At 40.5% G+C, this 14,686-nt stretch carries 17 protein-coding genes, 1 tRNA gene and 1 pseudogene; 16 read left to right on the top strand and 3 right to left on the bottom strand.

Annotated elements, in window-relative coordinates:
* Window positions 1–55: 55 nt before the first annotated feature.
* Window positions 56–385, bottom strand: a complete 330-nt coding sequence (locus PAN06_RS01655; RefSeq protein WP_049552111.1) for a hypothetical protein — start codon at window positions 383–385, stop codon at window positions 56–58.
* A 168-nt stretch (window positions 386–553) separates the two neighbouring features.
* Here PAN06_RS01655 and PAN06_RS01660 point away from each other — a divergent pair, with 168 nt between their 5' ends.
* The 8 genes and pseudogenes from PAN06_RS01660 to PAN06_RS01695 all read left to right on the top strand — a co-directional run bounded on the left by PAN06_RS01660 (window position 554) and on the right by PAN06_RS01695 (window position 10,059).
* Complete coding sequence (locus PAN06_RS01660) at window positions 554–1,096, top strand: DUF177 domain-containing protein (RefSeq protein ID WP_000773209.1); 543 nt, start codon at window positions 554–556, stop codon at window positions 1,094–1,096.
* Window positions 1,096–1,725, top strand: a complete 630-nt coding sequence (gene nth / locus PAN06_RS01665) for an endonuclease III (protein ID WP_049552110.1) — start codon at window positions 1,096–1,098, stop codon at window positions 1,723–1,725. The genes PAN06_RS01660 and nth overlap by 1 nt, the downstream gene beginning before the upstream one ends.
* A 221-nt stretch (window positions 1,726–1,946) precedes the next feature.
* Entirely contained in the window at window positions 1,947–2,468 is a 522-nt protein-coding gene (pyrR, locus tag PAN06_RS01670) for a bifunctional pyr operon transcriptional regulator/uracil phosphoribosyltransferase PyrR (protein WP_000850023.1), read from the top strand.
* Window positions 2,469–2,486: 18 nt separating this feature from the next.
* Window positions 2,487–3,410 (top strand): aspartate carbamoyltransferase catalytic subunit, encoded by a 924-nt coding sequence (locus tag PAN06_RS01675; protein WP_004260121.1) that lies wholly within the window; start codon window positions 2,487–2,489, stop codon window positions 3,408–3,410.
* A gap of 49 nt (window positions 3,411–3,459) precedes the next feature.
* Complete coding sequence (locus tag PAN06_RS01680; RefSeq protein WP_049487659.1) at window positions 3,460–4,551, top strand: carbamoyl phosphate synthase small subunit; 1,092 nt, start codon at window positions 3,460–3,462, stop codon at window positions 4,549–4,551.
* Window positions 4,551–5,117 carry a hypothetical protein gene (locus PAN06_RS01685; RefSeq protein ID WP_049487662.1) on the top strand — a complete coding sequence of 189 codons (567 nt, stop codon included), beginning with the start codon at window positions 4,551–4,553 and terminating at the stop codon, window positions 5,115–5,117. Before PAN06_RS01680 ends, PAN06_RS01685 begins: the two co-directional genes overlap by 1 nt.
* A gap of 215 nt (window positions 5,118–5,332) precedes the next feature.
* The gene (gene carB / locus PAN06_RS01690) at window positions 5,333–8,509 is read left to right on the top strand and encodes a carbamoyl-phosphate synthase large subunit (RefSeq protein WP_269795412.1); all 3,177 of its coding nucleotides are present in this window, start codon (window positions 5,333–5,335) and stop codon (window positions 8,507–8,509) included.
* A gap of 215 nt (window positions 8,510–8,724) precedes the next feature.
* Window positions 8,725–10,059, top strand: a pseudogene (locus PAN06_RS01695) (Nramp family divalent metal transporter).
* Window positions 10,060–10,171: 112 nt separating this feature from the next.
* On the opposite strand, the gene PAN06_RS01700 reads toward PAN06_RS01695, so the two are convergent.
* Window positions 10,172–10,414: a type B 50S ribosomal protein L31 gene (locus PAN06_RS01700; RefSeq protein ID WP_000710764.1), complete on the bottom strand. Its 243-nt coding sequence runs from the start codon at window positions 10,412–10,414 to the stop codon at window positions 10,172–10,174.
* A 95-nt stretch (window positions 10,415–10,509) separates the two neighbouring features.
* Window positions 10,510–11,445 carry a bifunctional oligoribonuclease/PAP phosphatase NrnA gene (locus tag PAN06_RS01705; protein WP_269795413.1) on the bottom strand — a complete coding sequence of 312 codons (936 nt, stop codon included), beginning with the start codon at window positions 11,443–11,445 and terminating at the stop codon, window positions 10,510–10,512.
* A 103-nt stretch (window positions 11,446–11,548) separates the two neighbouring features.
* Between PAN06_RS01705 and PAN06_RS01710 the strand changes: the two genes are divergently transcribed.
* The 8 genes from PAN06_RS01710 to PAN06_RS01745 all read left to right on the top strand — a co-directional run bounded on the left by PAN06_RS01710 (window position 11,549) and on the right by PAN06_RS01745 (window position 14,657).
* A complete protein-coding gene (locus PAN06_RS01710; protein WP_001162125.1) occupies window positions 11,549–11,992 on the top strand; it encodes a flavodoxin in 444 nt (147 codons plus the stop codon).
* Window positions 11,993–12,107: 115 nt separating this feature from the next.
* Window positions 12,108–12,374: a chorismate mutase gene (locus PAN06_RS01715; protein ID WP_000362490.1), complete on the top strand. Its 267-nt coding sequence runs from the start codon at window positions 12,108–12,110 to the stop codon at window positions 12,372–12,374.
* Window positions 12,371–12,745: a fluoride efflux transporter CrcB gene (gene crcB, locus PAN06_RS01720; RefSeq protein WP_265485116.1), complete on the top strand. Its 375-nt coding sequence runs from the start codon at window positions 12,371–12,373 to the stop codon at window positions 12,743–12,745. The genes PAN06_RS01715 and crcB (PAN06_RS01720) overlap by 4 nt, the downstream gene beginning before the upstream one ends.
* On the top strand, window positions 12,739–13,068 hold the full coding sequence (gene crcB / locus PAN06_RS01725) for a fluoride efflux transporter CrcB (protein ID WP_000234808.1): 330 nt from the start codon (window positions 12,739–12,741) through the stop codon (window positions 13,066–13,068). The genes crcB (PAN06_RS01720) and crcB (PAN06_RS01725) overlap by 7 nt, the downstream gene beginning before the upstream one ends.
* Before the next feature lie 118 nt (window positions 13,069–13,186).
* Window positions 13,187–13,534 (top strand): 50S ribosomal protein L19, encoded by a 348-nt coding sequence (gene rplS, locus PAN06_RS01730; RefSeq protein ID WP_001068669.1) that lies wholly within the window; start codon window positions 13,187–13,189, stop codon window positions 13,532–13,534.
* 42 nt (window positions 13,535–13,576) lie between these two features.
* A tRNA-Arg gene (locus PAN06_RS01735) sits at window positions 13,577–13,648 on the top strand.
* Window positions 13,649–13,848: 200 nt separating this feature from the next.
* Window positions 13,849–14,082, top strand: coding sequence for an Imm74 family immunity protein (locus PAN06_RS01740; protein WP_269795414.1), 234 nt, complete (start codon window positions 13,849–13,851; stop codon window positions 14,080–14,082).
* A gap of 20 nt (window positions 14,083–14,102) precedes the next feature.
* The gene (locus PAN06_RS01745; RefSeq protein WP_225742514.1) at window positions 14,103–14,657 is read left to right on the top strand and encodes a hypothetical protein; all 555 of its coding nucleotides are present in this window, start codon (window positions 14,103–14,105) and stop codon (window positions 14,655–14,657) included.
* The last annotated feature ends 29 nt before the right edge of the window (window positions 14,658–14,686 follow it).

The following is a 14,686-nucleotide window of genomic DNA, read 5'->3' on the forward strand; positions in this document are numbered from 1 at the left end:
TCTATCCTATACCTTTCAGGATATTTTGTCAACAGAAAACTGATAATTCTAATCTCTAGAATCCAAAAACAGGTCCATAAAGAGTTAGTACCTGTTTGACATGCTCGTAATGGAATTTGTCGTAGTTTCGCCAAGCAATGCGTGCTTGCTCGTTTAGTTTTAGGCTACCGAGACCTATCAGAAGACTGGTACGTTGATAAAATTTCTCAAGGTAGATTAAGATACTATTGTTCAACTTTTCCGCTTTTTTGAGCTCTTGCAGAGTAGAATTTAGCAGCTCTTGCAGTCGAATATCATCTGCCGTACCCTGTTTGCAGCTTTGGAAACTTTTATTTAACTCGGATAGGAGTTGGGTTGCATTAGTAATGAGTTCTTTGTCTTCCATATGAGCATCCTCCTTGCTCTGATGTATTATTGCCTATAGTATAGCACTAAAAAACAAAGATGTCATAGTAAATATGTTAAAAAATCGATTTTTAATTACAAAGTTTGGTGGGCTGATTTGTAGCCTTTTCATGGTATAATCAAGAGAGTAAATCTTTATGGAGGAAGTATGAAATTAAATATTCAAGAGATTCGCAAGCAGTCTGAAGGCTTGCATTTTGAACAAACGTTAGATCTAGCCGCAGACCTGCGTGCACGCAATCAAGAAATTTTAGATGTGAAAGATATTCTTGCAGTTGGGAAAGTACAATACGAAGATCGTATGTATTTCTTAGATTATCAGTTATCTTACACCATTGTTCTTGCTTCAAGTCGCAGTATGGAGCCAGTTGAGTTAGCTGAATCTTATCCAGTCACAGAAGTTTTCATGGAAGGCGCAACCAACCAACTAGATCAGGAAGTTTTAGACGATGATTTGGTCTTGCCTATCGAAAATGGAGAACTTGACCTTGCTGAGAGCGTATCAGACAATATCCTACTAAACATTCCTATCAAGGTTTTGACGGCTGAAGAAGAGGCTGGTCAAGGATTTGTTTCAGGAAATGACTGGCAAATCATGACAGAGGAAGAATACCAAGCTCAACAAGCAGTTAAGAAAGAAGAAAACAGTCCTTTTGCTGGCTTACAAGGACTATTTGACGGAGACGAATAATGGTCTTGTCAAAAAAACGCGCACGAAAGGTGCTAGAAGAAATCATTGCTCTTTTTCCAGATGCCAAGCCTAGTCTTGATTTTACCAATCATTTTGAACTTTTGGTTGCGGTCATGTTGTCAGCGCAGACGACGGATGCAGCGGTAAATAAGGCCACACCAGGTCTCTTTGCTGCCTTTCCAACGCCACAATCCATGTCTGTTGCAACAGAAAGTGAAATTGCTTCACACATTTCTCGCCTGGGACTGTATCGGAATAAGGCTAAATTCCTTAAAAAATGTGCCCAACAGTTACTAGATGATTTTGATGGCCAAGTTCCTCAAACACGTGAGGAATTGGAGAGTTTGGCAGGTGTTGGTCGCAAGACAGCCAATGTTGTCATGAGTGTGGGTTTTGGAATTCCAGCTTTTGCAGTGGATACTCATGTGGAGCGTATTTGCAAACACCACGATATCGTCAAAAAATCAGCGACACCACTTGAGGTGGAAAAGAGAGTCATGGATATCTTGCCACCGGAGCAGTGGTTAGCAGCTCATCAGGCCATGATTTATTTCGGACGGGCTATCTGCCATCCTAAAAATCCAGAGTGTGACCAGTACCCACAATTATATGATTTTAGCAATTTATAAGCAATTTATAAGATGGGGTTTTAAAAGTTTTTGCTTGATTTTAAGCATGCTTTGTGCTATAGTATTTGATAACTAAATATTCCTTTAAACCTGTCCCGTGAGGCAGGCAAGGAGCGCGATAAAGTAGAAGGGTGAAGTCTATACTGTTTGCAGTAGGGCTCGCTTGGCTATACATTTCAAGTCTCCTTGTTTAAGGAGACTTTTCTTTTTGGAGGTTTGTCATGAAGACAAAAGAAGTTGTAGACGAATTGACTGTCAAACGAGCGATTACGCGTATTACTTATGAGATTATCGAACGCAACAAAGATTTGAATAAGATTGTCTTGGCTGGTATTAAAACTCGTGGTGTCTTTATTGCCCACCGTATCCAGGAACGTTTGGAGCAGTTAGAAAATCTTTCAGTTCCTGTTGTAGAATTGGATACCAAACCTTTCCGTGATGATGTTAAAAGTGGAGAAGATACTTCTTTGGTTTCTGTCGATGTGACAGACCGCGAAGTTATCTTGGTGGATGATGTGCTCTATACAGGTCGTACCATACGTGCTGCTATTGATAATATTGTCGGTCATGGCCGTCCTGCGCGCGTGAGTTTAGCTGTTCTAGTCGATCGTGGACATAGAGAATTGCCAATCCGTCCAGATTACGTTGGAAAGAATATCCCAACCAGTCGTTCTGAAGAAATCATCGTAGAGATGGCAGAACTTGATGGCCAAGACAGAGTTCTGATTACTGAAGAAGCTTAGAAAGCTAAAGGAGTAGCCATGTCAGAAAATCAACAAGCATTGAACCATGTGGTGTCCATGGAAGACCTCACTGTCGATCAAGTGATGAAATTGATCAAGCGAGGAATTGAGTTTAAAAACGGAGCTCAGCTTCCTTATGAAGACCATCCGATTGTTTCCAATCTTTTCTTTGAGGATTCTACACGGACGCATAAGTCCTTTGAAGTGGCAGAGATTAAACTGGGATTGGAGCGACTTGACTTTGATGTGAAGACTAGTTCAGTCAATAAGGGTGAGACACTTTATGATACCATTTTGACTCTGTCTGCTTTAGGAGTGGATGTCTGTGTGATTCGCCACCCTGAGGTTGACTACTACAGAGAGTTAATTGCAAGTCCAACGATTACGACTTCCATCATCAATGGTGGAGATGGGTCGGGCCAACACCCTAGCCAGAGCTTGCTTGATTTGATGACTATTTATGAGGAATTTGGTCACTTTGAGGGTCTTAAGGTTGCGATTGCAGGTGACTTGGACCACTCACGCGTTGCTAAATCCAATATGCAGATTTTGAAACGCTTGGGAGCTGAACTTTACTTTGCTGGACCTGAGGAATGGAGAAGTCAAGAGTTTGCAGACTATGGACAGTTTGTAACTATTGATGAAATCATTGATCAGGTGGATGTCATGATGTTTCTCCGTGTGCAACATGAACGCCATGATAGTGGAGCTGTCTTTTCAAAAGAAGACTACCATGCCCAACACGGCTTGACTCAAGAACGTTATGACCGTTTGAAAGAAACAGCAATCCTTATGCACCCAGCTCCAGTCAATCGTGATGTAGAAATCGCAGACCACTTGGTTGAAGCACCAAAATCACGGATTGTCCAACAAATGACCAATGGTGTCTTTGTTCGAATGGCAATCTTAGAATCCGTACTGGCGAGTAGAAACGCCAACTAAAACACAAGACGTTAAAAGACGCCAGTGAGCGTCCACGAGAGGTGAAAATATGACAAAAAGACTTCTAGTATTAGAAGATGGCACAGTTTTTGAAGGCAAGGCCTTCGGAGCAGATATCGATGTAACAGGTGAAATTGTCTTTAATACAGGTATGACTGGCTACCAAGAATCCATTACAGACCAGTCTTATAATGGACAAATCTTGACCTTTACTTATCCTTTGGTTGGAAACTATGGAATTAACCGTGATGATTACGAATCCATTATTCCAACTTGTAAGGGAGTCGTTGTTTTCGAAGAGGCACGTAGAGCAAGCAACTGGCGTAACCAAATGACCTTGGATGAATTCTTGAAAGCTAAGAAAATTCCAGGTATTTCAGGAATTGATACGCGTGCCCTTACCAAGATTATCCGTAAGCATGGTACTATGCGTGCAACCTTGACCCATGTTGGGGACAGCATGGACCATGTGACTGACCAACTCCAAGCGACAGTCTTGCCGACGGATAATATCAAGCAAGTTTCTACTAAAACTTCATATCCAGCTCCAGGAGTTGGTTTGAGTGTGGTGCTAGTGGACTTTGGTCTCAAGCACTCAATCTTACGTGAACTTTCGAAGCGCAACTGTAACGTGACGGTTGTTCCTTATTCAACAACGGCAGAAGAAATTCTCCATCTCAATCCTGACGGAGTTATGTTGTCAAACGGTCCAGGTAACCCAGAAGATGTTCCACAAGCACTTGACATGATTCGTGGTGTGCAAGGAAAAATTCCAATCTTTGGTATTTGTATGGGGCATCAACTCTTTGCAATGGCAAATGGTGCTAAGACCTATAAGATGAAATTTGGACACCGTGGATTCAACCATGCGGTACGTGAAATTGCAACAGGACGCGTAGACTTCACCAGCCAGAATCATGGTTATGCAGTCAGTCGTGAGGATTTGCCAGAACATTTAATCATTACCCACGAAGAAATCAATGATAAGTCAGTTGAAGGTGTACGTCACAGATACCAACCTGCTTTCTCTGTTCAATACCACCCAGACGCAGCCCCTGGTCCACACGACGCAAGCTACCTATTTGACGAGTTTATCGAGATGATGGAAGCTTTTAAAGGGAAGAAAAGGGGGAATAAGTAATGAGTAATTTATTTGTTAAATTTCAAAATATTTTCGAAGGAAAATCTGAGCAGTTTAAAGGCTACTCAAAATATAAAGGAAAAGTTGCTAATGAATTATTAAAAGATGAAGTAAGTAATGTTTTGAAGAAAAATTCTCTACCTTTTAAAGTTTCTGAGATTAATGCTTTTGTGGCAGGTAGTAAATTTGAGTATGATTTGTTGATTTTAAAGGATGATGCTAATTCTGATAATTTTGCTTATAAAAATGAAGATGTTAAAGCTATAATAGAATGTAAAGTTAATGGGTTATATGATCCTGAAAAAAATACTGACAGTATAGCAAAAGCTATTAATGAGGTTAGAAGACTAAACAAGGATGTTGCTTTTGGTTATGTGACATTTAGTGAGGTAGTACCAAAGAAAGAAACTTCAGTTCATTATTGGGATTTGACTAAGAAGTTTTTACATCAAAAAGTGACATATTCTCATTTATTTGCCGTTACTTTAAGAACAGGTAATAAAGTCATTGATTCCACGACGCCCGAAGATTTTGAAAAGTTTATCCTTAAACTATGTAGCTGTTAAAATGTCTAACTAAGTTTATTTAGAAAAAATCATCGGAGAATTTATTTAATGTCGCCCTGTGAGGCGACGAATAGAAAGGAGAAGATACATTGTTCGCGGAAGTGAACACGCCCTAAGAACTGTGTGAAAAAGATAAACATCGTCTTGACGCTGAAGGTGTTTGCACCGAGTTTCCTATTTTCACTGTGTTCTTTACGGGCTTTGTATCATAAACTATGCCTAAACGTACTGATATTCAAAAAATTATGGTGATTGGTTCTGGTCCGATTATTATTGGTCAGGCTGCTGAGTTTGACTACGCTGGGACCCAGGCTTGCTTGTCTTTGAAAGAGGAAGGTTATGAGGTTGTTTTGGTTAACTCAAACCCTGCAACCATCATGACGGACAAAGAAATTGCAGACAAGGTTTACATCGAACCGATTACACTTGAGTTTGTAACGCGTATTCTTCGTAAGGAACGTCCAGATGCCTTGCTACCAACACTCGGTGGTCAGACAGGGCTCAATATGGCCATGGAATTGTCTAAAAATGGTATCCTAGATGAGCTTGGTGTTGAACTTCTGGGTACCAAATTATCTGCCATTGACCAAGCGGAGGACCGTGATCTCTTTAAACAATTGATGGAAGAGCTCAACCAACCAATTCCAGAGTCTGAAATTGTCAACACAGTCGAAGAAGCTGTTGCCTTTGCAGAAACAATTGGCTACCCAGTCATCGTCCGTCCAGCCTTTACACTTGGTGGTACTGGTGGTGGTATGTGTGCCAACGAGGAAGAATTGCGTGAAATCGCTGAAAATGGTTTGAAATTGTCACCTGTTACCCAATGTTTGATTGAGCGTTCAATCGCAGGTTTCAAGGAAATCGAATACGAAGTGATGCGTGACTCAGCTGACAATGCTTTGGTTGTTTGTAACATGGAAAACTTTGACCCAGTCGGGATTCACACAGGGGATTCCATTGTATTTGCCCCAGCGCAGACTATGTCAGACTATGAAAACCAAATGCTTCGTGATGCAAGCTTGAGTATTATTCGTGCCCTTAAGATCGAAGGTGGATGTAACGTTCAGCTAGCCCTTGATCCACATAGCTTTAAGTACTATGTCATCGAAGTAAACCCTCGTGTATCACGTTCTTCAGCCCTTGCATCTAAGGCGACAGGTTACCCAATTGCCAAATTGGCTGCTAAGATTGCCGTCGGTTTGACCTTGGATGAGGTTATTAACCCAGTCACGGGTTCAACCTATGCCATGTTTGAGCCAGCCCTCGACTACGTGGTTGCCAAGATTCCACGTTTCCCATTTGACAAGTTTGAAAAAGGTGAGCGCCGTCTTGGTACTCAGATGAAGGCCACTGGAGAAGTCATGGCAATCGGTCGTAACATTGAAGAATCTCTTCTTAAGGCTTGCCGCTCCCTTGAAATTGGGGTACATCACAATGAAATACCTGAACTTGCAGCAGTTTCTGATGATTCCTTGATTGAAAAAGTAGTCAAAGCCCAGGATGACCGTCTCTTCTACGTATCAGAAGCCATTCGTCGCGGCTACACACCAGAAGAAATTGCTGAATTGACTAAGATTGATATCTTCTATCTTGATAAACTCCTACATATCTTTGAAATTGAGCAGGAGTTGGGTGCCCATCCACAAGATTTTGAAGTTTTGAAAACTGCAAAATTGAATGGATTTTCAGACCGTAAGATTGCTGAACTCTGGAATACTACAGCTGACCAAGTTCGTCAGCTTCGTTTGGAAAACAAGATTGTCCCAGTCTACAAGATGGTAGATACTTGTGCGGCAGAGTTTGACTCTGAAACACCATACTTCTATTCAACCTATGGTTGGGAAAATGAATCTATCAGATCTGATAAAGAATCTGTACTTGTTCTAGGTTCTGGTCCAATCCGTATAGGTCAAGGTGTTGAGTTTGACTACGCAACTGTTCACTCTGTTAAGGCTATTCAGGCTGCTGGTTACGAAGCTATTATCATGAACTCAAACCCTGAGACTGTTTCAACAGACTTCTCGGTATCTGATAAGCTCTACTTTGAGCCATTAACTTTTGAAGATGTCATGAATGTTATCGATTTGGAGCAACCAAAAGGCGTTATCGTTCAGTTTGGTGGTCAAACAGCTATCAACCTTGCAGAGCCATTGGCAAAAGCAGGTGTGACCATCCTTGGTACACAGGTCGCTGACCTAGACCGTGCTGAAGACCGTGACCTCTTCGAGCAAGCTCTTAAAGACTTGGATATTCCACAGCCACCAGGACAAACGGCTACCAATGAAGAAGAAGCAGTTCTTTCAGCTCGCAAGATTGGCTTCCCAGTTCTTGTCCGCCCATCTTATGTACTTGGTGGACGTGCCATGGAAATCGTTGAAAACGAAGAAGACCTTCGTTCTTACATGCGAACTGCTGTTAAGGCTAGTCCAGACCACCCAGTTCTTGTCGACTCTTATATCGTTGGGCAAGAGTGCGAAGTTGATGCCATTTCAGACGGAGAAAATGTCCTTATCCCTGGTATCATGGAGCATATCGAACGTGCAGGAGTTCACTCAGGTGACTCAATGGCCGTATACCCTCCACAAACCTTGTCGCAAAAGGTGCAAGAAACAATCGCAGACTATACTAAACGCCTAGCAATCGGTCTTAACTGTCTTGGAATGATGAACATTCAGTTTGTCATCAAGGATGAAAAAGTCTACGTTATTGAGGTCAATCCACGTGCCAGCCGTACGGTACCTTTCCTTTCAAAAGTAACTAATATTCCTATGGCTCAGGTAGCTACTAAGCTCATTCTTGGTCAAAAACTTGAAGAACTTGGTTACGAAGATGGACTTTACCCTGAAAGCACCCGCGTTCATATCAAGGCACCTGTCTTCTCCTTCACAAAACTAGCTAAGGTAGACAGTTTGCTCGGTCCTGAAATGAAGTCAACAGGTGAAGTTATGGGTTCTGATACGACTTTAGAAAAAGCTCTCTATAAGGCTTTTGAAGCTTCTTACTTACACTTGCCAACTTTTGGTAACGTTGTATTTACCATCGCTGATGATGCCAAAGAAGAAGCCTTGGACTTGGCTCGTCGTTTCCAAAATATTGGCTATGGAATCCTCGCGACAGAAGGAACAGCAGCCTTCTTTGCCAGTCATGGATTGCAAGCCCAACCTGTTGGTAAGATTGGTGATGACGATAAGGATATTCCAAGTTTTGTTCGCAAAGGAAGAATTCAAGCTATCATTAATACAGTTGGAACAAAACGAACTGCTGACGAAGATGGAGAGCAAATTCGCCGTTCAGCTATTGAACACGGAGTGCCCCTCTTCACAGCCCTAGATACAGCTAACGCCATGCTCAAAGTATTGGAAAGCCGTAGTTTTGTCACAGAAGCAATCTAGTTGAGAAAATTTTTCACAGTTTTAAAGCCAGCGTTTTCTGACGCTGGCTTTTGCAATACTGGTGTTGCTTATTTCAACTATCATGCTTTCCTGAAGAATCATTCCAAAATGTGATGTAATAAGACTAAATTAGAAATAGGTAAACTATTTTCATTTTATTTTCAAAACTCCATTAATAAACTAGGTAAAGACTTGATTAGAAAGCGAATATTCCTATGTCTTCTTACAAAAAGTTCTCTCTTTCTGAGATCAATCAATCTATTGAAACTCCCAATAATAATCATTTTTGGTAAAATCTAAAAGCATTTTTAGGGCCTGGAGCTCTTGTAGCAGTTGGTTATATGGATCCTGGAAATTGGATTACCAGTGTGGTTGGTGGTGCCTCCTACAAGTATAGCCTCCTATTTGTTATTTTGATTTCCTCCATTATTGCTATGCAGTTACAACAGATGGCTGGAAAGCTCGGTATCGTGACTAGGATGGATTTAGCGCAGGCAACAGCTCATCATGCTCCCAAGTGGCTCCGCTATAGTCTGTGGGTGATTTTAGAATTAGCTTTAATGGCGACAGACTTGGCTGAGGTTTTAGGTTCAGCGATTGCCTTGAATCTTTTGCTTAAAATACCGATTATGATGGCTATCCTCCTAACGGTTTTAGATGTATTTCTTTTGCTTTTGTTGATGAAATTTGGCTTCAAGAAGATTGAAGCTATTGTTACAACCCTTATCTTAACCATATTAGGAATATTTTCTTATCTGGTGGCTTTATCTAATCCAAGTATGCAGGGGATCTTTGGTGGTTATTTACCAACTTCGGCTTTGTTTGAAAGTCCCCTGCCAGGGCATGAGAGTCAACTGACTTTGGCTTTAGGGATCGTAGGAGCGACAGTCATGCCCCATAATCTTTATCTTCATTCATCCCTATCTCAAACAAGGAAAATCAACCATAAGGATACAAAGGATGTTCGAAAAGCTGTACGTTTTATGACCTGGGACTCAAATCTTCAGTTATCCCTAGCCTTTGTTGTCAATTCCTTGCTTCTCATTTTAGGAGCATCGCTCTTTTTTGGTCATGCGTCTGAAATTTCAGCATTCTCTCAAATGTACAATGCTTTACAGGATTCGACAATAGCAGGAGCGATAGCCAGCTCAACTCTGTCAACTTTGTTTGCTTTAGCTCTCTTAGCAAGTGGCCAAAATTCTACTATTACAGGTACTTTGACTGGACAGATCGTTATGGAAGGTTTCTTGCATATGAAATTACCACAGTGGGTTATTCGTGTCGGAACACGGATTTTTGCCTTGCTCCCTGTGATGATAGTTGCTGTCTTGTTTGGGCATCAAGAAAAGACCTTAGATCAGTTATTGGTCTATTCACAGGTCTTTCTTTCAATCGCTCTTCCATTCTCAATTTTTCCCTTAATTTATCTGACTTCTAAGAAGTCAGTGATGGGAGAATTTACCAATGCTAAGTGGAACACAATTCTAGGCTACGTAGTTTCAATCATCTTGACCATTCTCAATATCAAGCTTCTTTTCGATATTTTTTAACCCCGTTTGAAATCAATTATAGTGTCAGCGTGATGGTTGACAAATAGAAAGTAGTAGTGATTGGTTCATAAAAAGAAGATAAAAAGAACAGTCGAAACTGTTCTTTTTATCATTATTTGAGACCGTATTTTTTGTTGAAACGATCCACGCGTCCATCTGCTTGAGTGAACTTTTGACGTCCAGTGTAGAATGGGTGTGAGTCTGATGAAATTTCCACACGGATCAATGGGTAAGTTTCGCCTTCGAACTCAACTGTTTCGTTAGAGCGTTTTGTTGAACCGCTAAGGAATTGGTAACCAGTAGTTGTGTCCATGAAGACAACTGGGCGATATTCTGGATGGATATCTTTTTTCATTTTGCAATATTTCCTTTCTGCCATGGTCTCTTTGCGAGCCATAGATTGTTACCATACTAGTCTATCAGATTCAGAAAAGTTTGGCAAGTATTTTATCAGTTTTTAAGCAAGTTTTTTAACTTTTGATAGATGATTTCGTTTTCTTCTAGACTATAGGAATTAGCACCGCTTGCTAGAGGGTGGCCTCCACCATCATGTTCTTTAGCAATTTCATTGATAGGATGGATTTTACTGCGTAAGCGAACACGGTAGTGGCCATCAGCCTGCTCTACAAAAATTCCCCAGAGACTAACACTGTCAATGCGTCCAGGTGCTCCAACAATAGCGGCAGTTTCAGCATCGGTAACATTGAATTGTTTCAAGACTTCTTGACTCAGGATAACGCGCGCTGCACCATTTTCATCCACTTCCAGATGGTCGTAGATGTAGCCTTGAAGTTTAGCAATTTTGTAGCTCATAGTGTCCATTTTTCGAGTGAGAGCTGCAAAGTCAAAGTTATGTTCTCTCAAATAAGCAGCAAGGCGGAGGGTCCGTGCAGTGGTAGAAGGGTAGAGGAAGCGACCTGTATCCCCAATAATTCCTGCAAAGAGCAACTCGGCAGCGCGATCTGACAAGGCCAGTTGGGTTGTTTCAGCAAATAGGGTAATCATCTCGCTAGCGCTACTTGAACTAGTATCCACCCAAAATAGGTCACCGTATACATCATCATTTGGATGGTGGTCAATCTTAATGAGAAAATCGCCTTGACTATAGCGTTTATCATCGATACGAGCAGTATTAGCCGTATCACAGACGATGACAAGTGCCCCTTGGTAGACACTATCTTCAACAAGATCCATCTCCTCCATCCAGGTCAAAGTTGGTTCATTAAAACCTACGGCTTTAATAGTTTTTTCTGGGAAATGATGTTTGAGAAGAGCTTTCAAGCCCACCTGACTTCCTAAGGCATCAGGGTCTGGTTTCATATGACGATGAATGATAATCGTGTCGTATTCTTTGATTTTTTCTAAAATTTGATGGCAAATGTCCATAAATAACCTCAATTCTTTCTCATTTCATTGTAGCACAAGAATTTTTATTTTTAAAATGAAAAAGATGTGATATAATGGAGAAAGATAAATTGAGGAGGACGATATGGCATTAGCAAAAATTGTATTTGCCAGTATGACCGGTAATACCGAAGAAATTGCAGATATTGTAGCAGACAAATTACGTGACTTGGGCTTGGATGTCGATGTTGATGAATGTACAACTGTTGACGCTTCAGACTTCTTGGAAGCAGACATCGCTATCGTTGCGACCTATACTTATGGTGATGGTGAATTGCCAGATGAGATGATGGACTTCTACGAAGACCTAGCAGATCTCAACTTGAATGGCAAAATCTATGGAGTGGTCGGATCAGGAGATACCTTCTACGACGAATTCTGTAAGGCTGTCGATGACTTTGATCGCGTTTTTGTAGCGACAGGAGCAGAAAAAGGTTCAGAGTGTGTTAAAGTAGATCTTTCTGCCGAGGAAGAAGATATTGAACGCTTGGAACAATTCGCAGAAGAATTGGCTGCTAAAGTAGGATAAGCATAAAAGTGCGCTGATACAATCAATCAGTGCATTTTTCTTATCGTGAGTTGGGATTTTACTAGCCTATTTGATGGCTTTTTGATACAATAATTCAAATAAAGGAGGAGACTGTATGGATTTAGATAGTATTCGTCAAGAAATTGATCAAATCGACGACCAAATTGTCAAATTGTTAGAAGAACGAATGCATTTGGTTGAGGGTGTAGTTGCTTATAAGAAAGCATCAGGGAAACCGATTTTAGATACCAAGAGAGAAGCAGTTATTTTTGAAAAGGTCAGAAATCGAGTAGAGGACAAGCGCTATCAGGAGACTATTGTTGCAACATTTTCGGACATACTCAAACGTTCGCGTGATTACCAGGATCAAAACATCAAATGAAAAAAGAACAATTTTATCCGCTAGGAATTTTTCTAGCTGCCATGGTGGGTGGATTGGTTCGCTATCTAGTTTCCACTTGGTTACCAGCCAGTCCAGACTTTCCTTGGGGAACCCTTCTTGCTAACTATCTAGGCATTTTCTGCTTGGTTTATCTTGTCAAGGGTTATCTGGTCTATAAGGGTACTAGTAAGGGCTTGGTTTTAGCACTAGGTACAGGTTTTTGCGGTGGTTTGACAACCTTTTCTAGTCTCATGCTTGATGCTGTGAAACTGCTTGATACAGGGCGTTATCTTAGTTTAGTTATGTATTTGCTTTTGAGTATTGGTGGAGGTCTACTCTTGGCTTACTATTTGGGGAGGAAAAAATGGTAATCATCTATCTTGCAATTGCTTGTGGCTTCGGAGCTCTAGTACGGTATTTCTTTTCCCGCTATAATCAAGCTTCTAAATTGCCACTCGGAACGCTAATAGCCAATCTTTTAGGTTGTTTTTTGATTGGATTATTCTACAATCATGTAGAGTCTAAGGAAGTCTATGCTATTTTAGCAACAGGATTTTGTGGCGGTTTAACGACTTTCTCTACCTTGAATGACGAACTCCAAAGACTGTTAAGTGATAAGAAGGTATTTTATAGCTACCTAGCTTTAACCTACCTAGGTGGTTTAGTAGCGATTTTTTTAGGAATTCTGCTATAAATTTCTTTACTTTTTTGTGGAAATTTGGTAAACTGTATCTTGTGTGTAATGGACGCACAAAAATACAGTTTATCCGCTGAGGAAGATTCCTCAAGATTGACAAAGATAGGAGAATAAAATGAATCCATTAATCCAAAGCTTGACTGAAGGTCAACTTCGTACAGATATCCCATCATTCCGTCCTGGTGACACTGTTCGTGTACACGCGAAAGTTGTCGAAGGTAACCGTGAACGTATCCAGATTTTTGAAGGTGTTGTTATCGCACGTAAAGGTGCTGGCATCTCAGAAAACTACACAGTTCGTAAAATCTCTAACGGTGTAGGTGTTGAGCGTATCTTCCCAATCCACACTCCACGTGTTGAAAAAATCGAAGTTGTTCGTTACGGTAAAGTACGTCGTGCGAAATTGTACTACTTGCGTGCTCTTCAAGGTAAAGCGGCTCGTATCAAAGAAATCCGTCGTTAATTCGACTAAAAAACTCTGCTTTTTCAGCAGAGTTTTTATCTAGCTCCCTTAGTTCAATGGATATAACAACTCCCTCCTAAGGAGTAGTTGCAGGTTCGATTCCTGCAGGGGGCAGTAATGCAATCAAAAAGCACTGAATGATCAGTGTTTTTTGATTGTTCTAAAATGGAAACCATTTCAGATGAAAATGGAGGTGTGGTATAATAGGAGAAAGTATAAGTGCTTATTTGAAGGGGAATTTCTCTCCTTATTATGAGTATTAGGATTTAGTTTTCTGAGAAAAATAATGATGTTTGAGTAAAGAAGGAAGTAGAATGAAAATTTCTGGAACAAGGTCTATCATCACATTTGACTATGAAAATGGCTATGTTTTAAAAGTAGAGGGAGAGTTGTTGACTGATGGTAGCTTTATTGTATATAGGTCAAGCATACAGAATTGGGAGCCACCTTACAATCACATTCCTATCACACAGAACGAGATAGATAAACTTGTCGAGGAAGTGAACTTCAGGATGACGGAGCAAACAATTCAGATCGAATTTATCTGAGTTAGAGTAGGAGAAGGCAGATGAAATTTGATTACAGTGAACAGATACTCACATGGAAGTGGGATGGTAATGAAATAAAGATTGACTTACCAGATATCATTCATGCGGAATATCATAAAGATGAGAACATTGTTATCGTCTATAGTGGAGAAAACTTTATTAGCAAAACTATTTTCTACTATAGTTTAGAAGGAAAATTATTAGGGCGACAAAATGTAGAGGAAGGAAGACTAGAGTGGCATTATAAGGGCCAACATCAGATTGATTTTCATCATTTACATCATCTGCGATTTAGTCCTAAATATCAGCGTATCTTCAGTATATTTCGCTCATCCAGCGATTTTGACGTTCCATCAGAATTAGAGGTTTATAATTTAGAAGGTGAGAGAATCGACCAAATTGAATCTCCTGCAGGGTTTACAATGCTATACATTTCTGAGATAAGTAAAGAAAAACTGAGAATTGTATGTGAAGCTCTTAAAGAAGATTGTTTTGATAGTTTTGGTCGAAGTGATTTCTATTTTAATGTGGATTTAGAAACTAGAAAATGGATAAAAGATGGCGTAGCCTATTGAGGAAGAGAAAAAGAAACCTGATTTTTACG

Source organism: Streptococcus sp. SM3 (assembly GCF_027497875.1).